The following is a 26,797-nucleotide window of genomic DNA, read 5'->3' on the forward strand; positions in this document are numbered from 1 at the left end:
CGCGAGCGGATTTAGCCCGCCTTGCCCCGAGCGCATCGGGGTATCATAGCGCCGAATCAACAACCCTCCCTGCGACCGAACGTAGGGAGGGTTGTGTCTTGAAGAGCCATCTGAACATATTGAGCCGTCTGCAGGGTGCCGGTGCCCTACCGTTTGCGGACGAATTGCTACCGTTTGCCGAGTGGGCGGCACGCGAGGCGCTCGAGGCATTGTCGCCAACACGATGTGCTGGCTGCGAGCGCGCCGGTGCGCTTATTTGCCAAGACTGCCTGGCCACGCTCACGCTCATCGACCCACGTCATAGCTGCACCCGATGCGGCGCCCCGTTTGGGGATTTGCTATGCACTGAGTGTTCAGTCGAGGGCACGTCCTCGGCAATGGCGGAGGCGCTCGACCGCTGCCTGGCGTGCACCGTCTATGCGCATCCGCTGCCGCGCATCATTAAAGCGTACAAGGATGCGGGCGAGCGACGTCTGGCTCCGTATCTGGCGGAGCTGGTCTACGACACCGCCCTGCATGCCCAGGTCGTAGCGCCCGATCGCTACGGAGGTGTGCTGTCCGGTGCGGATGCGGTGGTGTTTGTGCCTGCGACGGCGGCAGCGTTTCGGCGGCGTGGTTTTGATCATATGGAGGCCATTGCGCGCCCATTTTGCGAGCTGTCGGGTGTTCCCTTGCTCGATGCTCTCGTCAAGTACGGGCATGGCGACCAGCGCGAACTCGGTCGTGAGGAGCGCCGCGAGCGTGCCCAAGGCATGTACGAGACGGTTGAGGACGTGCACGGCCGCCGCTTGCTGCTTATCGACGACGTTATCACCACGGGTGCGACGATGGCAGCGGCTTCGGCGGAACTCAAGCGCGCCGGCGCTGCGGCAGTCGATGGCCTTGCTATCGCACGCGTTTGGTAGGGGTGATTCATGTGGCGGTAACAATCAGGCGGTGCAACAAACCGACAAAAGAGCAGCTAGCGGCTTCCGTAATCCTAACAGGCGCCTCGGCGCTACGCATGATGCGCGCCGAGCGCCGACAAATGGGTTATATCAGCTGGAGGGACCTCGATCCCGATGAAGAGCGCCGTGTGCTGCGCACGTCGTCGCCCTCGACCGAGGACATCTATCTTCCCGACTTGGTGCGGATTGGGGCCGCAAGCAGCGAGGTGCAAGAGGATTTGTGCTTGCTGGTAGGGTCTGCAGCGCAGCGCCGCCGCATTCTTGGCGTGAGCTGGTCCGTATGCTCCGGGTTGCCCGCCGGCTCGATTCTAGAGGTGGAACCGGGGGTGTACAGTCTATCTCCCGAGGCCCTTTGTGTTGCCGTTGCGCGCGAGGTCGGCTGCATCCAGGCATTTGCCCTGGCTCAGGAGCTTTGCTCTAAGATTTCGCTGAGTGACCGCGGGAAGTATCTGCCTCCCTACACCTCGCCTGTTACGAATAAACTTGCAAAGGACAAGGACCAGCCAGCAGATGTGGGCTACTTTGAAGTCGAGCCGGTGCTGACGCCCAATCGTCTGGCAGATTACCTCGCGGTATGCAAGGGGAACGCAGCCAAGCAGCTGCAGCGTCTGTGTCCCTATCTTTCGGAAAACCTGCGCTCACCCATGGAGTGCATCATGCTCGCCCTGTTTTCACTTCCGTTTTCCTATGGCGGGTTTGCCTGCGGACCTTTTAAGACCGACTATAAGATTGAGTTCGATGACCGTGCGCAGGCAATCTCGGGGATGCCGCATGCAGTTTGCGATGCGTACCAGGAAGCAGCCCGGTTTGACCTGGAATACAACGGTGAGCTGGGCCATTCCTCTCGGAGGGGACGTATCCATGATGAAAAGCGCAACACGGGCTTGATTACTATGGGAATCGAGGTCGCGACGGTCAACAACGAAATGCTCTGTGACATGGAAGCGATGGAAGCACTCGCATGGCGCATGCACCAGCGTATGCGAAAGCGGTACCGGAATCGTGTCGATGCCCGCAGGAAGAAGCAAGAGGCGTTGCTTAACACGCTGCGGGCGTGTTTTGGGCTTAAGCCGGTCTAATTCGCGTCGAAAATAGAGGGTTAATCATATGCCCTGGCCATAATATGGCAAATATGAGTACTGTCACTAAATCAGTAACAGCAAAATCAAGGAATTTAGGACTCGGAGGCGGCGTAAAGTAAGAAGATAATAAACAAATGTAGAATAACTAAGCATCAGGTTGGCGACACTGAGCGCAAAATCTGTCCGAGAGGCCAAAAGTGCCTGTTACTAAATTGGTGGCAGTACTCATATTTGCCATATTTTGGCCGGGGCACCCTAAGAAGGGCGCCCCGGAGCTCCCCGTAGGGGAGCTCCGGGCTTCATAGGGGCACGAATAGCCCGCTCCGACCTGCGAAATCTGTACTCGCGATGCGAATGACGCCCTTAACCTTAAACTTTAGCTTGAACTTAGCTATAATGCGCTACGTTCCTACCAGGCTGTGGTTGCGGACGGACGAAATGCCCGTCCTAGTCCAAGACAGACGCGGTCAAAGGGATCCACGTAAGCGACCGCGTGCGCGCGGCGCGATCATGGCGCGTCCTAGATGTAAGCCGCACCGTCCGTTCTACTTTCTTTGGGGCAATACCGCCTCGCGGGCGAGCGGGTCAGTCGTGAAGGTGGCTGCGGCCTCCCGAGCAAACACCCCGGTGCGCAAGTGTGGGGTCAAATACCAGGTCAGCTGGTGGGAACAACCTGATATTCCGCGCAACGCACGGATTGTATACGACACAGAAGGCAGGGTAGTGGACATGGTGAGGGGCAGCTTGATGCACGCGGCTCGGTTAGGTGCTGGGACCGCAGCGGTCATTGCCGTTTTGGGCCTGAGCGGATGCGCGTTCAACCCTCTGTCTACGTTCGCGACTCCCACGATTGACCAGATCGAGTACGAGACGGTCACGCCGGCGGTGTCGGACGATGCCCTGGTCACTCCCGGAACCCTGACGGTCGCCCTCGATACTTCCGATGCGCCGCAGGCAATGCAGGACGCCGACGGCGAGCTCACGGGGTATGCGGTTGACGCCGCCCGCGCCCTCGCAAGCCGCATGGGCCTTAAGGTCGCCTTTGTCGATGCATCCTCGGCAGGTTCCGCGCTCGGCGACAAAAAGGCCGATATCTTTATCGGCGAGATCAACTCCACGGACGGGGACGTTAGCTCGCTCGGCACCTGCCTGTACGATGCCGCTTCTGTGTTCGGTAAAACCAGCGATGGTGGGTCGCTAAGCGTTTCCACCGATACCCTTAACACGTCCACCCTGGGCGTTCAGATGTCCTCGGCCTCGCAGGAGGCACTCGCCAAGCAGAGCATCACCGCCAACCAAAAGACCTACTCCAACATCAACGAGTGCTTTGAGGCGCTCGAGTCCGGCGAGGTCGACTATGTGGTCTGCGACTCCACGGCCGGCGGCTACCTTGCACGCCTGATGAGCGAGGTCTCCTATGTCGGTGCGCTCGAGGCGCCCTCGACGCTTGGTGTTGCGGGCCTCTCGTCCAATGACGAACTGTGCCGTGCCGTGAGCGATGCCCTCGACGGCATCACGGTCGACGGTACGCTCGAGGCAGTCCACTGCGTATGGTATGGCACGATGCCCTACGACCTCACCACTAAGACGGTTTCGGGCGCTAACGTGCAGCCGGGCGACTCTGAGTCCAGTGAGACCACGTCCTCCGGCAGCGAGTCCTCCGATTCCAACAATGAGACCGCATCCTCCGAGGACAAATCGTCCAGCCAGGAAGCCACCATCACCGACGACGACATTAACAAACTCAATAGCTAGTTATTGCTAGGGGTGGTGTCTCCTATACGTTGGAAAGGACACCTCTTCACGGTTTCAACACGCACTGCCGGACTTCCCCAATAGGGGAGCCCGGCTTTTTCATCCCTATAAAACCAGCAGGTCAAAGCCAATTTTTGGGACCAAATATAAAGCCGCCAGCTCCCTCCTATAGCGCACTTTGCCACAGAAAAGTGCGAGACTTCGGTATGCGGTATCAAGCAATCGTTATTCGGGTCTTTGGGAATCCGCGTGATTAAATGCACGGCAATGGGTACATAGCCAGTACAGTAAGTCCCCGAGGCAGATTGGAGCCACGTATGGATATCAAGGTTTCTGGACGCAAGACGACGGTAACCGATGCTCTGCGTGCGCATGTGGATGAGAAGATCGGCGAGGCGCTCAAGGTTTTCGATATCGAGCCCATGACGGTCGACGTTGTACTTCGCTATGAGAAGAACCCCTCGAACCCCAACCCGGCAATCGTCGAGGTCACGGTTCGTGCCCGCGGTTCGGTGATTCGCGTTGCCGAGCACGGTGCAGATATGTACGCCGCCATCGACCTCTCCGCCGATAAGGTCACCCGCCAGCTGCGCAAGTTCAAGACCAAGGTCGTGGACAACCGCCAGGGCGGTGCCAGCGCCGCGGATGTCGCGCCGGTCGAGCGCGTCGAGGATCTGGCCGACCTGCTGCTGCCCGAGGAAGAGGACGACCTGCTCGTCCGCGAGAAAGTTATCGACGTCACCCCGATGACTGAGGAGCAGGCGCTGGTGCAGACCGATCTGCTGGGCCACGACTTCTACGTGTTCGAGAACGCGACGACCGGTCTCATCAATGTGGTGTATCACCGTAAGAATGGTGGATATGGCATCATCAAGCCCCGCATCGAAACACTTGACGAGTAAAATACGTTAACTTGCATGAGTTAACGGTTGGCGGCCATCCCATGCGGGTGGCCGCCTTTTTACGTAAGGAGTCGCTTTGATGGACAAGGCCGCATCTACCGGTCATTCGGACCGTTGCCGCATCGTCGTCGATACCTGCTGCGACTTTAGCCCCGAGGTCGCCGCGAACCTCGATGTCGATATCCTGGGTTTCCCCTTCATTATCGATGGCGAGGAGCGCACGGATGACATCTGGTCGAGCATCACGCCCAAGGAGTTTTACGACCGCATGCGCGCCGGTGCCCGCGTGTCCACCTCGGCTGTGTCGCTCGGTCGCTATATCGAGTTCTTTACCGAGTGCGCCAAAGAGGGCACGCCCACGGTCTACCTGTGCTTTACCTCGGCGCTGTCGTCGAGCTACAACTCCGCGTGCCAGGCGGCAGATGCCGTGCGCGCCGAGTATCCCGATTTTGAGCTGTACGTGGTCGACAACGCTCTGCCCTGTGCGACCGGCGCGCTCTTGGCGCTCGAGGCCGTGCGCCAGCGTTCGGCGGGACTGACCGCCAAGCAGCTGGTCGATTGGGCAAACGAGGCAAAGACCTACGTCCACGGCTACTTTACGCTCGAGAGCTTCGACGCACTGGCTGCCGGCGGCCGCATTCCGCCCGCGGCAGCGCAGCTCACGGCAAAGCTCGATGTCAAGCCCGAGCTCTCCTACGACCTGGCCGGCTCGCTGTCGCTGATCGGCGTCAACCGCGGCCGCAAGAAGGCACTCAAGTCCATCCTCAAGTCGTTCCGCGAGAACTACGTGCCCGACCGCACCATGCCCATCGCCATCATGACGGCCGATGCCGAAAAGGACGGCGACTGGCTCGAAGCCGCCATCCGCAAGGAGGAGGGCTGCGCCGACGTTACGATCATTCGCGGCTCCGTGGGTCCCACCATCGGCTCGCACGTGGGCCCCGGCATGGTGGCCTGCGCGTTTTGGGGTAAGAACCGCGCCGACAAGGCGTCGCTTTCCGACCGCATCGCCCGTCGCGTGCGCGGTCAGTAGGCAAGTAACGCGGCCGTAATCGATCCCAGCTCACTGCCCAAACGCTGGCATCGAGTATTCAACCTAGTAATAACACCCAACCCAAAAGGAAAGGTTTCATGGCAAACAAGCTCTCTGTCGCATTTATCGGCACCGGAATCATGGGTGCCCCCATCGCCGGTCACATCCTGGATGCTGGCTATCCCGTCACGGTCAACAACCGCACCAAGTCCAAGGCTGCCGCGCTTATCGAGCGCGGTGCCGCTTGGGCCGATACGCCGGCCGATGCCGTGGCTAACGCCGATGTCGTCTTTACCATGGTGGGCTATCCCTCCGAGGTCGAGGAGCTCTACCTGGCGGGCGACGGCCTGCTCGCGTGCACTAAGCCCGGCGCGGTCCTGATCGACCTCACCACGAGCTCGCCCGAGCTGGCGCGCGACATTGCCGAGGCCGCCCAGGTTTCCGGTCGCATGGCGTTTGACTGCCCCGTTACCGGCGGCGAGTCGGGTGCTATCGCCGGCACGCTTACGGCTATCGTGGGCGCTACCGAGAACGACATCGCGTCGGTCCGCGACATCCTTTCTACCTTTGCGGCAACCATCTGCTGCTTCGACGGCGCCGGCAAGGGCCAGGCTGCCAAGCTCGCCAACCAGGTGTCGCTGGGCGCCTGCATGGTCGGCATGGCAGACGCCATGGCATTTGCCGAGCTGAGCGGCCTTGACCTGGAGAAGACCCGCCAGATGATCCTGGGCGGCACCGGTAAGTCCGGCGCCATGGAGAGCCTGGCGCCCAAGGCGCTCGACGGCGACTACAAGCCCGGCTTTATGGTCGAGCACTTCATCAAGGACCTGCGCCTGGCGCTCGCCTACGCCGATGACCGCGAGCTCGCGCTGCCCGGCGCCGACGTCGCCTTTACGCTCTACGACATGCTCGACGCCATCGGTGGCGCCAAGCTGGGCACCCAGGCCATCACGGTCCTCTACAAGGAGGAGGCCGACGCCATCGCCGCCGGTCTGGACTGGTCGCAGTATCGTCCCGAGGAGCACGGTGCTCACGAGGAGGGCTGTGGTTGCGGCGAGCATGGCGACGATCACGAGTGCGGTTGCGGTCACCATCACGGCGAGGACCACGAGTGCTGCGGCGGCCACGGCCATGACGACGGCCATGAGTGCTGCTGCGGCCACCATCACGGGGAGTAGCGCCCATGAGCTGGACGTTCGTGGTACTAGCGCTGGTGCTCTTTCTCTTTGCGATCTACATTGGCTTTTTGTGCGGCCAGTGGGCGTGCGAAAAGCGCGTGATCACCAAGCGCGACTACTGGATTGCCAATTTTGCAGGAGCGGCGGCAGTCGTCCTACTGACCTGGGTGTTCTCGCTGTTCCCGCTGGTGCAGTTTGCGCCGATCGGCTGGCTCGGCGGCTTTATCGCCGGTCTTAAGATGAGCTTTGGCGAGTCCGTCGGTCCGTGGCGCAAGCACGACGAGGTCTTTAACGTCAACAAGGCTCATCGCGCCGCCGCCGACGCGGGCGACGCTGAGGAACGCCGCCGTGCGCGTCGCAATGGAGCGGCCGACCGACAGCTCATCTCGGTCACCGATGACAGCAAGGGTGCTGGCAAGCACGCTAAGAAATAGTAAGAAGAGGTAACTATGGCAGAAAACAAAGACGAACAGCTCACCGACGAGGAGCTGGCACAGCTTCAGCTGGCAGAGGAGAACGAGAACGCCGTCGACCGTCTGGTCAAGGAGCTCGGCTGCCCCACGCGCCGCATCCGCCAGTTTGCCGCCCGCGTGCTTCACCTGCTTGCCGAGCGCGATCCGCAGCGCGTCGTGCCCTGCGTGCCCGCGCTGATCGAGGCGCTCGACCGCCCCGAGGCGCAGACCCGCTGGGAGGCCCTCGATGCCCTGACGGCGCTCGCTACCACCTGCCCCGAGCAGCTGGGCGATGCCTTTGAGGGCGCCGAGACTGCACTGTTCGACGAGATCTCCTCCACGCTGCGCTATGCCGCCTTCCGCCTGCTGTGCGTGTGGGGTGCCACGAGTGTCGAGCGTTCGCGCGAGGCTTGGCCCATCCTGGACGAGGCCATCCAGTGCTACCACGGCGACCTTGAGTATCGCGACATGCTCGGTTGCCTGTACGAGTTTTGCCAGGGCGAGATCGACGCCGAGGTTGCCGAGAAGCTTGCGCTGCGCCTTAAGTTCGATGCCGAGAACGGTAAGGGCAGCTATCTCAAGGCCCGTTCGAGCGAGATTTGCGAAATGCTTGTTAAACGTTTTGGCCTGGATCTCTCCAAAAAGAAGAAGCGTGCTAGCGTTAAAAAATCTGACGACGCCGAAGACGAGGAGTAACAGATTATGGCGCACGATGTAGTCCTGATTCCCGGTGACGGTATCGGTCCCGAGATTACGCAGGCCATGCGCCGCGTGGTCGAGGCTGCCGGTGTCCAGATCAATTGGAACGTCCAGGAGGCCGGTGCCGGCGTCATGGACGAGTTTGGCACGCCGCTGCCCCAGCACGTGCTCGATGCGGTCGCCGAGACCAAGGTTGCCATCAAGGGCCCCATCACCACGCCGGTCGGCACGGGTTTCCGCAGCGTCAACGTGGCCCTGCGCAAGCACTTCGACCTGTATGCCTGCGTGCGCCCCTGCCTGTCGCAGCCGGGTGACGGCTCGCGCTTCCGCGACGTCGACCTGGTTATCGTGCGCGAGAACACCGAGGACCTCTACGCCGGCATCGAGTTCGATGAGGGCGCTGCCGAGGTCGAGGAGCTCTCGCAGCTTGTCGAGCGTTCGGGCCAAAAGACCTTCGCCGCCGATTCCGCGATCTCGATCAAGCCAATCTCCATCGCCAAGAGCCGCCGCATTGTGGAGTATGCCTTTGAGTATGCCCGCCGCTGCGGCCGCAAAAAGGTGACGGCCGTGCACAAGGCCAACATCATGAAGGCGACCGACGGCCTGTTCCTGCGCGTGGCGCGCGAGGTGGCCGCCAACTATCCCGATATCGAGTTCAACGACAAGATCGTCGACGCCACCTGCATGGGCCTGGTCCAGAACCCCAACGACTTCGATGTCCTGGTGCTGCCCAACCTGTACGGCGACATCGTGAGCGACCTGTGCGCCGGCCTGGTGGGTGGCCTGGGTATGGCTCCGGGTTCCAACATCGGTGCCGACTGCGCAATCTTTGAGGCAACGCACGGCTCCGCGCCCGATATCGCTGGCCAGGATATCGCCAACCCCACGGCCGAGATCCTGTCTGCGGCTATGATGCTCGATCACCTGGGCGAGAACGACGCGGCCAATCGCATTCGCGCCGCCGTTTCTGCCACGCTCGACGAGGGTGAGCAGGTTACCGGCGACGTTCGTCGTGCCCAGACCGGCTCCGTTGAGGGCGCTGTGGGCACGCAGGCCTTTGCCGATGCCGTTATCGCGCACCTGGCCTAAGGCATGCAGACTGCAAACGCCTAAATAGTACTTAAGTGTTTGCGTATAACCTAAGAATCAATACGCCCGGCGCTCTGTCGGGCGTATTCTATTGCGGACTATGTTTCCTAACAAGGAGTAACTGATATGGGTCTGATTCAAAAGAAGGACGAGAAGGACGAGATCGACGGCATCCAGATTATCGAGCGCGGCGAAGGCCCCGACGGTGATGAGGAGGAGAAGATCGATCTGGTCGCCGGTACGTCTGCCGAGCACATTGCTGCCGGTACGACGGCCGAGGAGGAGGACGCTCGCCTGGAGGCAAAGATCGCCGCGGACGCCGCCGACGAGAACCTCATGCCCGAGGAGCAGGACGAGGACGACGACTCCGACGCGGACGGCCATGCATCGAAGCACAAGAAGACGATGATTGTCGCCTTTGTGGTCGCTATCGTGATTGCTGCCGTGATTGGCTTCTTTATCGGCAACGGTGGTTTTGGCGGCAAGGGCGTCGGCTCGGCGACCCTCACCGAGGACCAGCTCGATTCGACCGTGGCAAGCTATAGCTACAACGGCAAGAAGAGCGACATCACCGCGCGTGAGGCCATCGAGAGCCAGTATAGCCTCGACACCGTCAAGAACGACGACGGCAACTACACCGCTCCGTCTGCCGACGTTATCCTGTCCTACGTGCGCAACCAGATTCTGCTGGACGCTGCCGAGGACGAGGGCATTACCGTCTCTTCCAAGGAAATGAAGCAGTACGCCGAGGATTCCATCGGCACCTCCGACTACAAGACCATGGCCACGCAGTATGGCGTGTCCAAGGACCAGGCCAAGCAGATCGTCCGCCAGTCTGCGACGCTGCAGAAGCTCTACAAGAAGAAGGTGGGCGATAGCTCCGCAAGCATGCCGACCGCCCCGACCGAGCCTGCTGACGGCAACGAGGAGACCGCGAGCAAGGACTACGCCGACTACATCATCAACCTTGCCGGCGACGAGTGGGATAGCTCAAAGGGCACTTGGAAGGATGCCGACAGCACCTATGCCAAGGCCTTTGCCGATGATGCCTTTACGGCCGATAGCGCCACCTACAAGCAGGCCATGACCGCCTACTACACTGCTTATCAGCAGTACTCCTCGCAGGCTTCGAGCGCCAGCTCCAAGTGGACCGAGTATGCTAACGGCCTCTACGCCAAGGCCAACATCAGCATCTACGGCCTGTTTGCGTAAAGAGTTGCACGGCTCATCGAGCATCTAGCTGATAGAAAGCAAATTGCCCGCCAGTACGGAAGTCGTTCTGGCGGGCAATTTGCGTTGAGTGCGTGATTGGCGGCTTAATTATGGCTATTCATCTTTAAGTCCAAAAAGGTTATCGGCTTCATCGTCAGGCATATATTCCAGTACATCGCCCGGTTGGCAGTCGAGTGCCCGGCATATCGCGTCAAGAGTTGAAAAACGTATGGCAGAAACCTTGCCCGTCTTAATGCGTGACATATTGACCTGGGAGATGCCCACACGTTCCGCAAGCTCTTTGGATGAGATCTTGCGTTCGGCGAGCATGCGGTCAAGCCGCAGGATAATCATGGATTCCCCCTAGAGCAACTCGTCATCTTGTTTTTGCAGGATATACCCGTAGCGGAAGATGCTGGCAATCAGGCAAATAATCAGGCCTGCAAAGAGCATGGAGGGCTCGAATAACTGGCCGGCGAACGCATCCGTAAAGCTGCCGCCAAATCCTGAGAGTATCATCCCCGTGATTGCGGCGCCAAGAAGCCTCACGGCAACGCCGCCGATAAGGAATATATGTCCTACTCGACGAAGTGTCTGGTTACATTCAAGGTCAAAGGGCCTGCCTTCCTTTTCAATGTTGAAGAAAAGCCTGCGCACGCTTATCGCGATGGTAAGCGCGAGGCATGTCATCAAAATGCTCCCTATGGCAGTGTGGCCATCGTGTGCGACGAGCATAAGTGGAGCCTGCGCATCAGTACCGACGATAGCAAGGCACGGCCCTTCGCCGGCTTGAAGTTCTACGGATTGGAGGCACGACCCTTGGGAGAGGCCAGGCAATATGAGTAGAAGGTCAATCGCAATGACTGCGAGGAGTCCCAGAGCGAGCGCGGTGGTAATGCAGATCGTGGCCCATTTGCAGATGCGAGCGAGCTTCCTCAGTTTGGCTATCGTCTGTTCGCGGCTGATGGTTTCATTCGATATAGATGCGTTTCGATGGACCATAACCCCTCCAATCGGCGTTTTGGATGATACCTGTATCATATCAGAATTAACGATAAACGATAAATAATTACGGATATGAGTAAGTAATGATTGAAAACGATTAGCGTGAGCTATTAGCTCATTTTGGATGCTGGAGTTTGGCGCGCGGGGGATGAGGACAAATGCCAAAACTTCCCGTGATTGCACAAGTGCTTCATCGGGCTTCCCTAATTCATCTGGGAAAACAACTGCAAACGATTGCAAGTAACCGGTGAACGGTCGAAAACTACCGTTCACCGATAATCTCAAAACTGGTTCTAACTGGTATTAAGTCAAAAAGACCAATTCACATATCTTCACAATGACCTGCAATTTTTCTACACGCTATTTTTTGCCGCCCTGCGTTGTTTAGACACGGGAAAAGATCCGATTTTTTGCCAAAGCATTTCGAAACGGTTTCAAAACCGCAGGTAGAAGTGTTAACGAGCGGTAAACGGTCGAAATATCACGAGCGGTGCAAAAACGTTATACCGTATGAATCAACGAAAGCGGCCTCTTCTGGGGTGATATAGTGACAACAACACGTCACGTGGTTACTACCAGTTTAGAAACCACTGGTCTTCAAAGAACGCTTTCCAAGAAGCTTTAAGGGCGATTGCCCGCTGGCTTTCGAAAATCATCGGACTCAGATCGTACACACCTTCGGAAGGGAAATTTGAATGGTTGGCTTTATTCTTACCGGTCATGGACAGTTCGCACCCGGCCTTGCAAGCGCTATCGCTATGGTTGCCGGCGACCAGCCTGCTTTTACCGTCGTTCCTTTTGAGGGCGACCAGGCCGCATCCTACGGTGAGGATCTCCGCGCCGCTATTACCGCCATGCGCGAGGAGTGCGATGGCGTGCTCGTCTTTACCGACCTGCTTGGCGGCACCCCGTTCAACCAGTCGATGATGATTGCCCAGGATGTCGACAACGTCGAGGTTCTGACTGGCACCAACCTTCCCATGGTTATTGAGCTTCTGTTCCTCCGCGGCAATGCCACGCTCGCCGAGCTTGGCGAGCAGGCAGTGACCGTTGGCCAGACGGGCATCACCGCCCAGACGGTCGCTTCTGTTGCTGGTGCCGAGGAAGAGGATATCTTCGGCGACGAGGACGGCATCTAATGGCCGATTTCGGAGCCAGCGTCTTGAGCTCCTCGGTCGCCCTTTTAGGCCTGCTTGTCATCATGGGCTTGATTTACACCATCTGGTCGCAAATCAACATGAAGAAGAAGCAGAAGTACTTCAAGGAGCTGCACACCGAGCTCAAGCCGGGTCAGGAGGTTCTTTTCGCCGGCGGTATCTACGGAACCGTAAAAGGCATCGAAGGCGAAAAGGTCCAGATTAAAGTCCGATCCGGAGCCGTCGTAGACGTTTCGCGTTACGCGATTCAGGAGATCAAGTAACTGTCGTCAGCAAATATCGAAAGGAAGCTGATCAACATGGCAGAACCCAACATTCTTCTTACCCGCATCGATAACCGACTGGTTCATGGTCAGGTTGCCACCCAGTGGAACTCCACTCTGGGCTCCAACCTCATCCTCGTCGCCAACGATGACGTGGCGACCAACACCATGCGCCAGAACCTCATGAAGATGGCCGCTCCCGCCGGCGTCGCTACGCGTTTCTTCTCTCTGCAGAAGACCATCGACGTCATTGGCAAGGCGAGCCCGCGCCAGAAGATCTTCATCGTGGCCGAAACACCGGAAGACGTGCTTACGCTCGTCAAGGGCGGTGTGCCTATAAAGAAGGTAAACATCGGCAACATGCACATGTCGGAAGGAAAGCGCCAAGTCGCCACCTCCGTCGCAGTTAACGACGAGGATGTCGCTGCGTTTAAAGAGCTGCAGGAATTGGGGGTGGAGTTGGAGATCAGGCGCGTTCCGAGCACGCCTGTTGAGGACACGAGCAAGCTCTTCTCGTAATCCTCATGATCAACGTTGTCAGGAATGAAAACCTGACATTCTGTACGTGAAATCCAAAGTGCGTACATACATTTTGAAAGGAGGAGCAAGATGGAATACTCGATCATCCAGATCGCTCTGGTCTTCGTTGTTACGTTCATCGCGGCAATCGACCAGTTTGACTTCCTCGAGTCTCTCTATCAGCCCATCGTCACCGGCGCCGTCATCGGTCTTATCCTTGGCGACCTCAACACCGGTCTTCTCGTGGGTGGTACCTATCAGCTCATGACGATCGGCAACATGCCGATCGGAGGCGCTCAGCCGCCTAACGCCGTCATCGGCGGCATCATGGCAGCCATTCTCGCTATCGCCACGGGCCTCGAGCCCAACGCGGCAGTCGGCCTCGCCATTCCGTTCGCTCTGCTTGGCCAGCTTGGCGTTACCCTGGTCTTCACGCTTATGTCCCCGCTTATGTCCACGGCCGATAACATGGCTCACAACGCGGACACCAAGGGCATCGAGCGCCTGAACTACTTCGCCATGGCTCTGCTCGGCCTGATCTTCGCTGTCGTCGTCACCCTGTTCTTCATCGCTGGCGCTACCATCGGTCAGACCATCGCTTCTGCCATCCCGACTTGGCTGCAGACCGGTCTGTCCGCTGCAGGCGGCATGATGCGCTTCGTCGGCTTTGCCGTCCTGCTCAAGGTTATGATGAACCGCGATATGTGGGGCTTCTTCCTCATGGGCTTTGGCCTCGCGCTCATCACCGTTGCCAACGATTCGCTGGCAACCCCTGCTCTGCTCATCCTCGCTCTCATCGGCTTCGGCATCGCTTTCTGGGACTTCCAGCAGCAGACCGAGCTGAAGGGTGCAGCTGTTTCTGACGGAGGTGACTTCGAAGATGGCATCTAATGAGTATGTGATCCCGGAGCACTATGAGGATCTCACTCCTGCTCCGCAGCTCGACCAGAAGACCCTCAACAAGATGGCTTGGCGCTCCTGCTTCCTGCAGGCCTCGTTCAACTACGAGCGTATGCAGGCCGCTGGCTGGCTCTACTCCATCATCCCCGGTCTGGAGAAGATCCACACCAACAAGAACGATCTCGCGGCTTCCATGAGCCACAACCTGGAGTTCTTCAACACCCACCCGTTCCTCGTCACCTTTGTTATGGGTATCGTGCTTTCGCTCGAGCAGAACAAGGTTGACATCCCCACGATCCGCGCCGTCCGCGTCGCCGCAATGGGCCCGCTCGGTGGTATCGGTGACGCTCTGTTCTGGCTGACGCTCGTGCCTATCACGGCCGGCATCACCTCCAACATGGCCATCAACGGCAACGCCGCTGCACCGATCATCTTCCTGGTGATCTTCAACGTCGTCCAGTTCGCTCTGCGCTTCTGGCTCATGAACTGGTCCTACAAGCTTGGCACCAGCGCTATTGACGCTCTGACTGCCAACATGCAGGCCTTCACGCGTGCCGCTTCCATCATGGGCGTCTTCGTCGTCGGTTGCCTGGTCGTCACCATGGGTGGCACCCAGATCAACCTCCAGATCCCCAACGGCACCACCCGTGGCCTCTCCGCTACTACCGTGATCGTCTCCGAGAAGGAGGCCGAGAACTTCACCGGTATGGAGGGCATCGATACCGAGACCGCTGAGGCCGGTACCATCGCCATGACCGATGAGGACGGCAACGCCCTCACCGCTTCCGATGCCGACGGCAACGCTGTCGAGTGCGGCGTCACCGATCTGGGCAACGGCATGGAGTCCGTTACCTACGGCACCGTTACCGAGGATCCGGTCAACTTCTCTGTTGCCGACACCCTCAACACCATCGTCCCGAAGCTCGTCCCGCTTATGCTTACGCTGCTGCTTTACTACATGTTCGCTAAGCACAGCTGGACCCCGACCAAGGGCATTCTCCTGCTCTTCGTCCTTGGCATCCTGGGCGCTGGCCCGCTTGGTCTCTGGCCGAGCATCTGGTAAGGCTCTAGCTTGAGGGGTGTGTCCCTACGCGGCTCACACCCCGACCCCTTAAGCCATGTGTATGTTAAAAGCCGCGTGCTCGAAAGAGTGCGCGGCTTTTGTTTTCTTGATGATTCGGGTGTTGCAGACTGATAATGCTTAACACCCTAGGTAGTTAGCCGAATTCGAGCAAAAGGGAGGATAGAATGGCGATCGGAGCGCGCAAACAGCCCCTTTACGATCAGCTGGTCGATATTCTGACCGAAAAGATCGACCATGAATATCGCGCCGGTGACATGATTCCTTCCGAGCGCGAACTTTCGGAGCGCTATGGTCTCTCGCGCACTACGGTACGCCTGGCTCTGCAGGAACTAGAGCGTTTAGGACTGGTGGTTCGGCAGCACGGTCGCGGTACCTTTGTGACCGACCGTTCGGCAAAGGCAACCAATCTTATGCAGTCCTACAGCTTTACCGAGCAGATGCGCGCGATGGGTCGCGACCCCGAGACCACGATTCTCGAGTTTTGCGAGATGGAGGCCGATAAGAATCTGGCCGAGCATATGGGATTGCGTATCGGTGATCGCATTTTTAAGCTTAAGCGCCTTCGTTCTGCCGACAATATGCCCATGATGGTCGAACGCAGCTATCTACCAGTTCGTCAATTTCTGTCCCTAAAGCGACCACTGCTGGAGCGTAAGCCGCTTTACGATGTGATTGAGCAAGACTTTCAGCAAAAGATTCGCGTGGCCGAAGAGGAGTTCTATGCGAGCATAGCCCGTCCCACCGACGCCCACCTTTTGGGAATTGTCGAGGGCTCGCCTGTGCTCGATTTGGTCAGGACTACGTATAACGAGTCAAACGAGGTTGTGGAGTATACACTCTCGGTTGCTCGTGCCGATCAGTTTAAATACAAGGTTTACCACCAGCGTAGCAACTAGTGTCCGCATCGTTTCCATATGATGATTCTTTGCATTTAACTGGTTACTACCAGATAACCAACCGAAGTGTATAATTGCACGTCAGAGGATTACTTCTGGAGAGAGGTATTAGAAATGTTCGAGAAGAGTGTCGAGGAGCTCACCGAGCTCGGCGCCCAGATCACCACGGCCGAGATTGCTCAGCAGCCCGAGCTTTGGCGTGATACGCTCAACATCTATCGCGAGAACAAGGAGGCCATCGAGGCCTTCCTGGCCGAGGCTCGCGCTATGGGCGAGGGCCGTCTGTCCGTTGTCTTCACCGGTGCCGGTACGTCCGACTACGTTGGCGATACCTGCGCCCCGTACCTGCGTCACGCTGGCAACACTGATCTCTACGACTTTAAGCCCATCGCCACGACCGACATCGTGAGCGCTCCGCGCGACTTCCTGCGCGCCGAGGATCCCACGCTCGTGGTTTCCTTTGCCCGCTCTGGCAACAGCCCCGAGAGCCTTGCCGCCGTTGCCGTTGCCAAGGAGCTCGTCCACAACGTCAAGTTCCTCAACATCACCTGCGCTCCCGAGGGCAAGCTCGCCGTCGAGTCTGCCGATGATCCCAATGCGCTGACGCTGCTCATTCCGCGCGCCAACGACAAGGGCTTCGCCATGACCGGTTCTTATTCCTGCATGACCCTGCTCTCCACCCTTATTTTCGACACTGCCTCTGACGAGCAGAAGGCCGAGTGGGTCGAGACCATCGCCAAGATGGGCGAGGAGGTTATCGCTCGCGAGTCCGAGGTCGCCGATTACCTCGCTGGCGACTTCAACCGCGTGACCTACCTGGGCTCCGGCTCCTTTGGCGGCCTTGCTCAGGAGAGCCAGCTTAAGATTCTCGAGCTTGCTCACGGCCTGGTTGCCACTTCTTACGACACTTCCATGGGCTATCGTCACGGACCCAAGTCCTTCGTCGACGATAAGACGCTCGTCTTCGTGTTCGTCAACAACGACGCCTACACCCGTCAGTACGACATCGACATCCTCAACGAGATCGGTGGCGACAAGATCGCTCAGCACACCGTCGCCGTTCAGCAGGAAGGTGCCACCGTCTATGAGGGTGAGTCCTTCACCTTTAAGGGCTACGAGGCACTTCCCGAGGGCTACCTTGCTCTGCCGTTCGTGATGTTTGCCCAGGCTATCAGCCTGCTCAACTCCGTGCGCGTGGGCAACACGCCCGATACGCCGAGCCCCACCGGCACGGTCAACCGCGTGGTTAAGGGCGTGACGATTCACCCCTTCACCGCTTAATCGCGTCCCCCTGTAAGGGCGCCCGTCCGCTCATAACGGCGGGCGGGCGCTTTTTGTTTTACGTGTGCTGGGTATAAGCATCACCACAGTCAACTGCTTTAGAAGCAAGGAGTGCATATGAGCACGTACGCAATTAAGGCTGACAAGTTCTTCTTGCCGGCAGGCCCGCAACTGGGCGGCTATCTTATGGTCGAGGATGGCGTCTTTGGCGCCTGGCAGGCCGACGAGCCCTCTTGCGAGATTAAGGACTACACGGGATCGTGGATCGCGCCGGGTATGGTCGATACTCACATCCATGGCTTCTACAACCACTCAACTACCGATAACGATCCCGAGGGCATCGATATCAGCTCGACCGAGCTCGCCCGTCGCGGTACCACCAGCTGGCTGCCCACGACGTTCACTGATGGCGTCGAGCAGATCAAGGACGCCTGCGCCGCTATCGCCCAGGCGGACGAGGGTCGCGGCCCCGACTTCTGCGGTGCTCGCATTCAGGGCATCTACCTGGAGGGCCCTTTCTTTACCATGAAGCATGTGGGCGCGCAGAACCCCGCTTACCTGATCGATCCCTCCGAGGAGGTCTTCGACCAGTGGCAGGAGGCTGCGGGTGGTCGCATCGTTAAGAGCGCCATGGCGGCCGAGCGCGACGGTGCCGCTGCTTATGCGGCTGCTCTGAACGCCAAGGGCGTCGTGACCAGCATCGGTCACTCCGACGCCACCTACGATGAGTGCATCGCCGCCATCAACGCCGGTGCCAGCTGCTTTACGCATACCTATAACGGCCAGCGCGGGCTGCATCACCGTGAGCCCGGTGTCGTGGGTGCTGCCATGTCCACGCCCGAGACCTACGCCGAGATCATCTGTGATGGCAAACACGTAAACCCCGCTGCCATCAAGGCGCTGCTGCAGGCAAAGGGCTGGCAGCATACGGTGCTCATCACCGACTGCCTTGGCTGCGGCGGCATGCCCGAGGGCAGCTACACCAGTGGCGGCATGGACGTCATCATGAAGGACAACCTGTGCTGGCTCGCCGACGGCAAGAGCATTGCCGGCTCGGTGCTCACGCTTGCCCAGGGCGTCAAGAATATCGTCGACTGGGGCATCGCCAGCGCCGATATCGCCATTCGCATGGCAACCGAGGTGCCGGCACGCTCCGCGCACATCGAGGATAAGTGCGGCAGCATCATGCCGGGTCGCGACGCCGACTTTGTCGTGTTCGACCATGAGCTCACCCTCGTCGAGACGTATGTTGGCGGCCAGAGCGTCGGCAACGCCTTTACCGAGTAACGATAGAAAAAGACGGCGGGCCCGAATCTGCTCGGACCCGCCGTATGGGTTAAACGCTCAAAAGCACCTTTACAGTTACAGCTTGTTAGCGATCTTCTTTGCCGTGCGCTTGACGCCGGCCACCAAGCCTCCTGCAGGATGCTCCTTCTCGTATGCTAGGCGCTTTTCGCGCTTGGCGTACTCTTCGACGATGATGTCGCCATACTCGTCTTCGATCTTGTCGAAGAAGTCGACGGCGCCCTGAATTTCCTCAGCGGTCGGGTGTCCCTTTTGGACACCGCCGGCGAGCTTGAACGGTCCCCACGTATCAAAGCCGGGGCAGCCGTAGACACCCATAAAGATGGCCTGCCTCATGCGGCAGATGCCATCGATATCCTTGCCGTACCACTTGTTTTTGCCACCGTAGGTCATAAGGCCAAACACCTTGTCCTGCGGCTGCAGCACGTTAGTGAGCACGCGTGCCATGTCCTTGTCGATCTCGGAGTAATAGATGCCCGTGGCGACACCGATCAGATGATATTCGTGCAGGTTGGGATACTCGTTTTTACCGAGCGCCTTGACGTCGAGGGTATCGATCTCGGGGTGTGCCTCGACGATGGCGTCCACGAGCTTTTTCGTATTGCCGTGGTGGCGTGAGGCATAAAGGATGATGGTTCGCATAAGAAGGCCTTTCAGCTGTAATTGCATCAATGTCTGTATGGTACCCCGTTGCATGGCTGGGATACCGGACGCATCGATGAACGTGCGGGTTTGTCCTTTGGTCAGGGCCGAGACGGGTTCTTGCGAGCAAAAAAGCAGTTGTTCGAAAGGATGGGCAATGGAATACGCTCTCTCCAACGATTCGATTTCTATTAAGGTGTCCACGGCTGGTGGTTCGTTTACCTCGATCGAGGCCGGAGGTCGCGAGTACTTGTGGCAGGGCGATCCCGCCGTGTGGTCCGGCCAAGCACCGATTTGCTTCCCGATTTGCGGAGGTTTGCGCGATGGTAGCGCCATGACGTTTGCCGGGCATCACGTGAAGCTCGCTCGCCACGGGTTTGCGCGCAAACAGGAGTGGAAGCTGCTGAGCCAAGACGAGAACGAGCTGGCGATGTGCCTGGCTTCGGAGGATAACGCCGCGCTGCTGAGCGATTATCCGTACCCGTTTAAGCTTGTCGCTCGTTATACGCTTGAGGACGCCGCCGTGCGTGTCGCCTATGAGGTTACCAACGAGGGTACCGAGGACATGCCGTTCTTTATCGGCGGTCATCCCGGCTTTAGGTGTCCGCTCGATGAGGGCGAGGCCTATACGGACTACGAGTTGCGCTTTGAGAAAGACGAGGCTGCGGAGCTTTGCACCGCTGTCCCTTCGACTGGCTTGATTGACGTGGCAAACCGCTCCAAGAACCCCATGGTGGGAAAGACGCTGCCTCTGTCGCACGAGCTCTTCGATTTTGCGGAGACCATCTTTGACGTGCTCGAGAGCCGTCAGGTCACGCTTTCCAAAAAGGGCGAGGACAAGGGCGTCCGCCTGAGCTTTGAGGGCTTCCCATATCTCATTGTGTGGAGCAAGCCCGAGGGCGATTTTGTGGCAGTTGAACCCTGGGGCGGCCTTTCGACCTGCTCCGATGAGGACGACGTGCTTGAGCACAAGCGCGGCTGCCTTATCGCCAAGCCCAAGGAGACCGTCGTTCGCTCGTTCACGATTGAGATTCTGTAATTCCGTTTTGTCGACTCGTATCGCGAGGCACAAGGAGCCTGCGAGATAAGGAGCTAAAAATGATCCTCACCGTTACGATGAACCCGTCTGTCGATACGCGCTATCAGCTCGATGAGCTCGTCATCGACGACGTCAACCGTGTGACGCCCGAAAAGACCGCCGGCGGCAAGGGCCTTAACGTAGCCCGCGTCCTTGGTCAGTTGGGCGACGATGTTGTGGCAACCGGCCTGCTTGGTGGCCATATGGGCGCCTATATGGCCGAGCTCATGGACGCTAACGGCATTAAGAATGATTTTGTGCCCATCAAGGGCGAGACTCGCATTTGCCTCAACATCCTCCACGCCGGCAACCAGACCGAGCTGCTCGAGAGCGGCCCGACGATTGCCCCCGAGGAGCTCGATGCCTTTACCGCAAAGTTCGCCGAGCTTGCGAGCAAGGCCGACGTCGTCACCATCTCGGGTTCGTTGCCCCGCGGTGTCGAGGCAGACTACTATGCCAAGATCACGGGCATTGCCGAGAACGCCGGCGCCAAGGTGCTGCTCGATACCTCGGGTGCTTCGCTCGAGGCCGCCCTTAAGTCCGAAATTAAGCCCGAGCTGGTCAAGCCTAACCTGACCGAGATCAACGGCCTTTTGGGTACGAGCTTTACCACCGACGATGTGGACGAGCTCCGCGCCGCGCTCGCCTCTGATGCCCGCTTCTCCGATATCCCCTGGGTCGTCGTGTCCATGGGCGCTGCCGGCTCCGTTGGCTTCCACAATGGCCGTGCGTTCCGCGCAAAGACGCCCGATATCCCTGCCGTTAACGCCACGGGCTCTGGTGACTCCACTATCGCTGGCTTCGCGCATGCCATTGCTGCTGGCGCGGACGACGAGACGGTGCTGCGTACCGCCAACACCTGCGGCAAGCTCAATGCCATGGATCCTATGACTGGCCACTTGGTCATGGATCGTTGGGACGAGGTCTACAACGGCGTTGTCGTGACCGAGCTGTAGGAGCTTGTGCTGCGGCCCCGGCATCGCTTGCTAGCTCATGTCGACGACAAGTGCAGTAGCATTATGCCGGGGCACGACTCCGACTTTGTCGTGTTCAGTCCCGACCTTACCCTGGTCGAGACGTACGTGGGCGGCAACAGCTTTGGTAATGCGTTTGCCGAGTAGCCGCCAAGGAAACGATCCGAGAGGGGATTTAGATGATTTACGGTGCATTGGGCGATATCGAGGAGTATCGCGGAATGCTCAAGGGCCTCGACGTGCTGATCGACTGGCTCGAGGAGAACGACCCGGCGCAGCTCGAGGTCGGCAGCCATCCGATTCTGGGCGACAAGGTCTATGCGAACGTCATGGCTCCCACGACGCGTCCCGAGGCCGAGGCTCACTATGAGACGCATCAGCGCTATCACGACCTGCAGATCGATGTCGAGGGTCGCGAGGCCTTTAAGGTTGCCACGGGCAGCCTGACGTTGGTTCAGGAGTTTGACGAGAAGGACGACTACGATCTGGTCGATTCCGACGCTTCGATCGCCGGCGATCTTGCCGACGACAAGTTCGCGCTGTTTGTTGCCGGCGAGCCTCACATGCCCACGCTCGAGTTCCCGGGCGATGGCGCACAGCCGGTCAAGAAGATCTGCTTTAAGCTGCTTGCAGATGCTTACTGGGAGGAGTAGCGCTGCTCGGCTGAGCTGTTCGTCTGATGGCGTGGTTCCCCTAGGGAAATCACGCAAGGACCCCGCCAAAAGTGTTTCCCCTAGGGGAATCACGTTTGGCGGGGTTTCTGTTTTTGAATAGGGGAGCTGTCGACGTGGCGATGCTTGGATTGGCGCGCACTCAAAATCGGCAACAAAAAAGCCGCCCGAAGGCGGCTATCTTGTGCAATGGAGCCAGCGACCGGGCTCGAACCGGTGACCCCCGCTTTACGAGAGCGGTGCTCTACCAACTGAGCTACGCTGGCGGCCATGTGGTGACGCAACTGAGGCGTCAACGGCTGTCTATGATACGGGACATCGCACATCCGCGCAAGGGTTCTGACGGCTTTTCTCACTTTAAATGCACTAATATTAGAAGCGTGATGTCTGTGGCACCCATTTGGCGTTTGACCTGCTGCTGAGTTGGCTGCTGGCGTCCAGATCGTATGGATGTCGAGCGAAACGAGGCGGCGATGGCTCAGCCCAAGATTCTCCTGACGCGTATCGACGACCGGTTTATTTACGGGCAAGACGTTGAACTGTGGAACGAGGCTGTGGGTTCCAACCTTGTCCTGATCGTCAACGACAAGATTGCGGCTGATTCGCGCAAGTGGGCGCCTATGAGGGTCGCGGCGCCCGAGGGCGTGTGGACGCGGTTTTTCTCGGTGCAAAGGGCCATCGACATCATTCATACCGCAACGCCGCGCCAGTTGATTCAGATCATGGTGGCCTCACCCGCCGATGCGCTCGCGCTGGTTAAGGGCGGCGTGCCCATCACCAAGATCAGCATCGGTCACATGCAGGCAGGGGAGGGCAAGCACCCCATAACGCCCGCAGTCGCCGTAGACGGCGAAGATGTCGCCGCCTTCAAAGAGCTGCAAAAGCTCGGCATAGAACTAGAAATCCGCTATCTCCCCAGCTCCAATCCCGACCCCATCGGCAATCTGTTCAACTGATCCCTTAGGGACGGAGAAAAACGAATCATTTTGCCCTTGCGAGGGACGCGTGCGATGCTGCCTGTCAAAAACAATGCCCATTTACTACGTTTGATCGGCTATCGCCGAGCATGTCGAATTTGAGAAAAACAAAACCGCAGGTAGGCGGCTCGCGAATTTAGCAAAAACCGGTGCATGGTCGAGCATCCCGGGCTAAACGTAGTAAATGGGCATAGTTTTGATATGTCGCTCATACAGTCACAGCGAAATTGAGCCCAAAAGATGAAAAAACGCCCGTCGGCGGTGGTGCCGGCGGGCGTTGCTGTGCAATATGTCGCGTTGTGGGCCTAGTGCCTCATAAAGTGGTATTCGATCACATTGCTGTATGGGTGACCCGGGCCCACAATGCCCTGCGGGAACAGCGGCTGGTGCGGCGTGTCGGGGTACATCTCTGCCTCGAGGGCAAAGCCGGCGCCCCAGCTATAGTTGGCATCGTCCTTGGCGTGCTCGTCGCCCAGCCAATTGCCAGTGTAGAGCTGCACGCCCGGGGCGGTGGTGTAGTAGTCCAGCTCGCGGCCGGTCCACATCTCCTCGACATGCAGGGCGCGGCGCAGGTTGCGACCGTATTGATAGTCGTCGATGCACAGGCAGTGGTCGTAGCCGCGTGCCTGCTTAATCTGCGGATCGTCGGCCTCCATGCCAGGCGCGATGGGGCGCAGCTCACGGAAGTCAAACGGCGTGCCCTCGACCGGAGCAATCTCGCCGGTGGGGATGTTCTGCTCGTTGATGGGCAGGTAGTGGGCAGCGTTAGCAACAAAGAAGTGCTCACAGTCCATTCCGGCGTTATGGCCGGCAAGGTTAAAGTACGTGTGGTTGGTCATGGCCACGTAGGTGGCGCGGTCGCTCTCGCAGCCGTATTCGATACGGAAGCAGCCGGTGCGCGTCACGGTAAACACGGCCGTAAAGGTGCGGTTGCCGGGAAGACCCAGCTCACCGTCCTCAAGCGAGGTGGTCATGCGCACGGCATTGTGGACCTCGTCGAGCTCAACGTCCCACACGCGCTTGTGCAGGCCGTGCTCAAGGTCGCTGTGCAGGTTGTTGACGCCCTCGTTGGCCGGCATATGCCAGTCCGTGCCGGCGATGGTGATCGTGGCACCCGCAGTGCGGTTGGCCACGGGGCCGATGGTCGCGCCAAAGCAGGCGGGGTTGTCAAAGTAATCCTCGAGCTTATCGAAGCCCAGCACCACATCGCGCACGTTGCCGGGGATGTCGGGCACGTCGATGCCCAGCACGGTGGCGCCAAAGTCCATAATGCGAACGAAGATCTCGGGCCCGTTGAGGGTGTAACGATGAACGGGGGTACCGCACGGCGCGGTGCCGAAAAGCTCGGAAGTGATCATTTGGTTCCTAACATCGAGGTATTTCCGACAAACTGTAGCGCGAACAGGCGAGATTATCACTACACCCCACTAAAGCAGGGGGTATTTTTCTCAAAAAAGTGATGATTGAGCTGTACGGGCGTTCATTTTTGACACGCACGGGTCTGATACAATTTGTTCGTTACTGTTTGAATGATATGCACGCATAGAACGGCGAGGATTCATCGTGATTAAGGCAGAGCGACAGGATAGGGTTCGTCAGCTGCTCGAGGAGCAGGGCACGGTCTCGGTCAAGGAGATTTCGGATGCACTGGGTGTCTCGGATATGACGATCCGCCGCGATCTCGAGGAGCTTGCGAGCCTGGGCGAGATCGAGCGCGTGCACGGTGGAGCCCGCAGTGCGCAGGGCCGTCCACATGCTATGTTGCGCCATGAGTATTCGCACAGCGAAAAGCGCACCAAGCATGCCGAGGAAAAGTTGCAGATCGCGCGCCGCGCCGTGGAGCTCATCGAGGAGGGCTCGACCATCTTTTTGGGTACGGGCACCACGGTTGAGCAGATGGCCTCGATGCTGCCGGCATTTCGTCTGCGCATCGTGACCAATTCGCTTTCGGTGTTTAACCTGCTCGAGGCGCGCGAGGACTGCGACCTGTGCCTAGTGGGCGGCATGTACCGTCGCCGTACCGCCGCTTTTGTGGGACCAACGGCCGAGGATACCCTGCGTGCGCTGGGTATCGACGCGGCGTTTATCGGCGCCAACGGCATTCTGGATGGCGACGTGTCTACGTCTAATATGGATGAGGGTCGTATCCAGCAGCTCGCCTTTAGCAAGGCCGACTCGCGCTATCTGATCGCCGACTCCAGTAAGATCGGCAAGCGCGACTTCTACACCTTCTGCCGTCTGGACAGCCTGGACGCCGTGGTGTGCGAGCCGGGCATCGCCGCCGAGGATCGCGCCGCCATCGAGGAACTCACGCAGGTCATTTGCTAGCTAGCGCTGCAAGCGATACATCTGCCCCCTGCCGGCGCGGGGGTACCGCTTTACAATGACGCGTAAATAACTTTGGGCAACAAGGATGAGGCTATTCTGGGATATGACTAGACTCCGTATTTCGTCTTTATGTCCCTTGAGAATGAATCGTAGTCTTCATAGAGCCCCTCTCTGCTTTCATCCTCGGCGTGGTTTACACGTTCAAGGAGCTTATCCTTTGGAGCCTCTTTTGTTATTGCGGCCTCGCTATCGGGTAATGTGGATTGCAAGAATAGTTCTAGAGCATGGACGTCTTTGAGTATGTAGCCCGTCGAACGACCCGCTCCTGTTTTTTCGATTGCGCTGCAACTAACAAGCTGACCGAGGGTTCGTTTAACGGTAACCTCGCTGATATCGGGGCAGTTGGATCGGATGTCGGATTTCTTAATGACACCGGGTCTCTGTTGAAATAGAACGGCGATGCGCGCTTGCTTCGACATGGGACGAGTGCTTGATTCAATTAAGGTACGCTGCTCGAGCTGTCGGTAGGCGGCCAGGGTTGTTCCGAGCATGAAACGGATAAAGGGTGCTTCGGTGTTTTGATTTTCATTCCATCCAGCGGAGCTTGCAGCGAGGGCGTTGTAGTAGAGCGCCTTGTTGTCTTCAATAAGTCGTTCGATGCTGATGTAACGCGCAACGTCGTATCCAGTCTTTTCGAGTAGCAGCGTTGTAAGGAGCCGGCTCATCCTGCCATTGCCATCGTTGAAGGGATGAATGCTGACAAAATCGAAGATGAAGCGGAATGATATAAGGAGGGGGTCGCAAACTTGACGAGATAAGGCGTCGTTGAGGGACCGACAGGCTTCTTCGATAAGTCCGGGGGTTGCTAGGGCCGAAGGCGGCCTAAAGCGCACAAATCGATTGCCTTGATCGTCGATTGAGATGATTTCGTTATCGCTATCTTTCCAATGGCCCCCATACGAGATTGCTGTGTGTACCATGAGGTCACGATGCAACTGCAGAATGACCGATGGCGTTACGGGAATGGAATCGTGTTGCTCGTGAATAAGCGACAGCACATCTCGGTATCCAGCGATTTCTTCCTCTGCGCGGGAGCTTGGCTTGGCGGAATACGCCATGATCGCTTTGAGTCTTTTTTGGGTGGTAACAATTCCTTCAAGTCCGTTGGAGGATTGGGTGCTTTGGATTTTAGCTTCCTCCATAAGGGACGATAGAAGTTCGGGTTTGACTTGACTCAGAGCAAGCTGTCGGCCTTTATGCTCGCGTATCGAGAGGAGGAGGTTGGTGATTGGAGTTGCTTCGAGTTCCGCTGGGACTGTGGTGTAATCGAACTGGCGCATGCGGCTCCTTTCGGTATCACGAACATAC

The 26,797-nt window shown here is 58.4% G+C and carries 28 protein-coding genes and 1 tRNA gene; 23 read left to right on the plus strand and 6 right to left on the minus strand.

The features are described 5' to 3' along the window. Window positions 1-98: 98 nt before the first annotated feature. The 10 genes from AAAX34_RS05610 to AAAX34_RS05655 all read left to right on the plus strand — a co-directional run bounded on the left by AAAX34_RS05610 (window position 99) and on the right by AAAX34_RS05655 (window position 10,349). Complete coding sequence (locus AAAX34_RS05610) at window positions 99-905, plus strand: double zinc ribbon domain-containing protein (RefSeq protein WP_349110369.1); 807 nt, start codon at window positions 99-101, stop codon at window positions 903-905. Between the two features lie 122 nt (window positions 906-1,027). After that, entirely contained in the window at window positions 1,028-2,026 is a 999-nt protein-coding gene (locus AAAX34_RS05615; RefSeq protein WP_349110370.1) for a hypothetical protein, read from the plus strand. A gap of 732 nt (window positions 2,027-2,758) precedes the next feature. Then, window positions 2,759-3,784 (plus strand): transporter substrate-binding domain-containing protein, encoded by a 1,026-nt coding sequence (locus tag AAAX34_RS05620; RefSeq protein WP_349110406.1) that lies wholly within the window; start codon window positions 2,759-2,761, stop codon window positions 3,782-3,784. Between the two features lie 317 nt (window positions 3,785-4,101). Then, window positions 4,102-4,686, plus strand: coding sequence for a ribosome-associated translation inhibitor RaiA (gene raiA / locus AAAX34_RS05625; RefSeq protein ID WP_035137685.1), 585 nt, complete (start codon window positions 4,102-4,104; stop codon window positions 4,684-4,686). A 79-nt stretch (window positions 4,687-4,765) separates the two neighbouring features. Then, window positions 4,766-5,719, plus strand: a complete 954-nt coding sequence (locus tag AAAX34_RS05630) for a DegV family protein (protein ID WP_349110371.1) — start codon at window positions 4,766-4,768, stop codon at window positions 5,717-5,719. A gap of 98 nt (window positions 5,720-5,817) precedes the next feature. Continuing rightward, complete coding sequence (locus AAAX34_RS05635; RefSeq protein WP_349110372.1) at window positions 5,818-6,897, plus strand: NAD(P)-binding domain-containing protein; 1,080 nt, start codon at window positions 5,818-5,820, stop codon at window positions 6,895-6,897. Window positions 6,898-6,902: 5 nt separating this feature from the next. Next, window positions 6,903-7,331 (plus strand): hypothetical protein, encoded by a 429-nt coding sequence (locus AAAX34_RS05640; RefSeq protein ID WP_055310425.1) that lies wholly within the window; start codon window positions 6,903-6,905, stop codon window positions 7,329-7,331. 15 nt (window positions 7,332-7,346) lie between these two features. Further along, window positions 7,347-8,045, plus strand: a complete 699-nt coding sequence (locus AAAX34_RS05645; protein WP_117820896.1) for a hypothetical protein — start codon at window positions 7,347-7,349, stop codon at window positions 8,043-8,045. A gap of 6 nt (window positions 8,046-8,051) precedes the next feature. Continuing rightward, a complete protein-coding gene (locus tag AAAX34_RS05650; protein ID WP_195192147.1) occupies window positions 8,052-9,137 on the plus strand; it encodes an isocitrate/isopropylmalate family dehydrogenase in 1,086 nt (361 codons plus the stop codon). A 126-nt stretch (window positions 9,138-9,263) separates the two neighbouring features. Further along, window positions 9,264-10,349, plus strand: coding sequence for a hypothetical protein (locus tag AAAX34_RS05655; RefSeq protein ID WP_349110373.1), 1,086 nt, complete (start codon window positions 9,264-9,266; stop codon window positions 10,347-10,349). Between the two features lie 114 nt (window positions 10,350-10,463). Here the strand turns inward: AAAX34_RS05655 and AAAX34_RS05660 are convergent, their stop codons facing one another. After that, a complete protein-coding gene (locus AAAX34_RS05660; protein WP_349110407.1) occupies window positions 10,464-10,679 on the minus strand; it encodes a helix-turn-helix transcriptional regulator in 216 nt (71 codons plus the stop codon). A 33-nt stretch (window positions 10,680-10,712) separates the two neighbouring features. After that, entirely contained in the window at window positions 10,713-11,627 is a 915-nt protein-coding gene (locus AAAX34_RS05665) for a hypothetical protein (protein ID WP_349110374.1), read from the minus strand. A 422-nt stretch (window positions 11,628-12,049) separates the two neighbouring features. Between AAAX34_RS05665 and AAAX34_RS05670 the strand changes: the two genes are divergently transcribed. From AAAX34_RS05670 to nagA, 8 genes are all read left to right on the plus strand, one after another. After that, complete coding sequence (locus AAAX34_RS05670) at window positions 12,050-12,493, plus strand: PTS fructose transporter subunit IIA (RefSeq protein WP_195535136.1); 444 nt, start codon at window positions 12,050-12,052, stop codon at window positions 12,491-12,493. Further along, window positions 12,493-12,774 (plus strand): preprotein translocase subunit YajC, encoded by a 282-nt coding sequence (gene yajC, locus AAAX34_RS05675; protein ID WP_117583566.1) that lies wholly within the window; start codon window positions 12,493-12,495, stop codon window positions 12,772-12,774. The genes AAAX34_RS05670 and yajC overlap by 1 nt, the downstream gene beginning before the upstream one ends. Before the next feature lie 36 nt (window positions 12,775-12,810). Beyond that, entirely contained in the window at window positions 12,811-13,293 is a 483-nt protein-coding gene (agaV, locus tag AAAX34_RS05680) for a PTS N-acetylgalactosamine transporter subunit IIB (RefSeq protein WP_117716286.1), read from the plus strand. Window positions 13,294-13,383: 90 nt separating this feature from the next. Then, window positions 13,384-14,184, plus strand: coding sequence for a PTS sugar transporter subunit IIC (locus AAAX34_RS05685; protein ID WP_022094610.1), 801 nt, complete (start codon window positions 13,384-13,386; stop codon window positions 14,182-14,184). Continuing rightward, the gene (locus AAAX34_RS05690; protein ID WP_022094609.1) at window positions 14,174-15,256 is read left to right on the plus strand and encodes a PTS system mannose/fructose/sorbose family transporter subunit IID; all 1,083 of its coding nucleotides are present in this window, start codon (window positions 14,174-14,176) and stop codon (window positions 15,254-15,256) included. Before AAAX34_RS05685 ends, AAAX34_RS05690 begins: the two co-directional genes overlap by 11 nt. A 185-nt stretch (window positions 15,257-15,441) precedes the next feature. Further along, window positions 15,442-16,173 (plus strand): GntR family transcriptional regulator, encoded by a 732-nt coding sequence (locus AAAX34_RS05695; protein WP_117806791.1) that lies wholly within the window; start codon window positions 15,442-15,444, stop codon window positions 16,171-16,173. A gap of 114 nt (window positions 16,174-16,287) precedes the next feature. Continuing rightward, entirely contained in the window at window positions 16,288-17,454 is a 1,167-nt protein-coding gene (locus tag AAAX34_RS05700; RefSeq protein WP_316365479.1) for an SIS domain-containing protein, read from the plus strand. Between the two features lie 117 nt (window positions 17,455-17,571). After that, on the plus strand, window positions 17,572-18,741 hold the full coding sequence (nagA, locus tag AAAX34_RS05705) for an N-acetylglucosamine-6-phosphate deacetylase (RefSeq protein ID WP_022094606.1): 1,170 nt from the start codon (window positions 17,572-17,574) through the stop codon (window positions 18,739-18,741). 75 nt (window positions 18,742-18,816) lie between these two features. On the opposite strand, the gene AAAX34_RS05710 is transcribed toward nagA, so the two are convergent. Then, window positions 18,817-19,401 (minus strand): flavodoxin domain-containing protein, encoded by a 585-nt coding sequence (locus tag AAAX34_RS05710; RefSeq protein WP_316365481.1) that lies wholly within the window; start codon window positions 19,399-19,401, stop codon window positions 18,817-18,819. Between the two features lie 157 nt (window positions 19,402-19,558). Here AAAX34_RS05710 and AAAX34_RS05715 point away from each other — a divergent pair, with 157 nt between their 5' ends. The 3 genes from AAAX34_RS05715 (at window position 19,559) to AAAX34_RS05725 (ending at window position 22,106) form a co-directional block, all read left to right on the plus strand. Next, entirely contained in the window at window positions 19,559-20,440 is an 882-nt protein-coding gene (locus AAAX34_RS05715; protein ID WP_349110376.1) for an aldose 1-epimerase family protein, read from the plus strand. A 59-nt stretch (window positions 20,441-20,499) separates the two neighbouring features. Continuing rightward, window positions 20,500-21,435, plus strand: coding sequence for a hexose kinase (locus tag AAAX34_RS05720; RefSeq protein ID WP_117564754.1), 936 nt, complete (start codon window positions 20,500-20,502; stop codon window positions 21,433-21,435). A gap of 197 nt (window positions 21,436-21,632) precedes the next feature. Beyond that, the gene (locus AAAX34_RS05725; protein ID WP_117743267.1) at window positions 21,633-22,106 is read left to right on the plus strand and encodes a YhcH/YjgK/YiaL family protein; all 474 of its coding nucleotides are present in this window, start codon (window positions 21,633-21,635) and stop codon (window positions 22,104-22,106) included. A 208-nt stretch (window positions 22,107-22,314) separates the two neighbouring features. Here the strand turns inward: AAAX34_RS05725 and AAAX34_RS05730 are convergent. Beyond that, window positions 22,315-22,390, minus strand: a tRNA-Thr gene (locus AAAX34_RS05730). A 180-nt stretch (window positions 22,391-22,570) separates the two neighbouring features. Here AAAX34_RS05730 and AAAX34_RS05735 point away from each other — a divergent pair. Continuing rightward, the gene (locus AAAX34_RS05735; protein ID WP_349110377.1) at window positions 22,571-23,080 is read left to right on the plus strand and encodes a PTS sugar transporter subunit IIB; all 510 of its coding nucleotides are present in this window, start codon (window positions 22,571-22,573) and stop codon (window positions 23,078-23,080) included. Between the two features lie 326 nt (window positions 23,081-23,406). On the opposite strand, the gene AAAX34_RS05740 is transcribed toward AAAX34_RS05735, so the two are convergent. Further along, window positions 23,407-24,459 carry an aldose epimerase family protein gene (locus AAAX34_RS05740; protein WP_349110378.1) on the minus strand — a complete coding sequence of 351 codons (1,053 nt, stop codon included), beginning with the start codon at window positions 24,457-24,459 and terminating at the stop codon, window positions 23,407-23,409. 205 nt (window positions 24,460-24,664) lie between these two features. Between AAAX34_RS05740 and AAAX34_RS05745 the strand changes: the two genes are divergently transcribed. Next, window positions 24,665-25,429 (plus strand): DeoR/GlpR family DNA-binding transcription regulator, encoded by a 765-nt coding sequence (locus tag AAAX34_RS05745; protein WP_233505086.1) that lies wholly within the window; start codon window positions 24,665-24,667, stop codon window positions 25,427-25,429. Window positions 25,430-25,536: 107 nt separating this feature from the next. Here the strand turns inward: AAAX34_RS05745 and AAAX34_RS05750 are convergent, their stop codons facing one another. Continuing rightward, window positions 25,537-26,769 carry a Fic family protein gene (locus AAAX34_RS05750; protein WP_117743264.1) on the minus strand — a complete coding sequence of 411 codons (1,233 nt, stop codon included), beginning with the start codon at window positions 26,767-26,769 and terminating at the stop codon, window positions 25,537-25,539. Window positions 26,770-26,797: the final 28 nt, after the last annotated feature.

The organism is Collinsella sp. CLA-ER-H4, from assembly GCF_040092395.1.
Classification (GTDB): domain Bacteria; phylum Actinomycetota; class Coriobacteriia; order Coriobacteriales; family Coriobacteriaceae; genus Collinsella.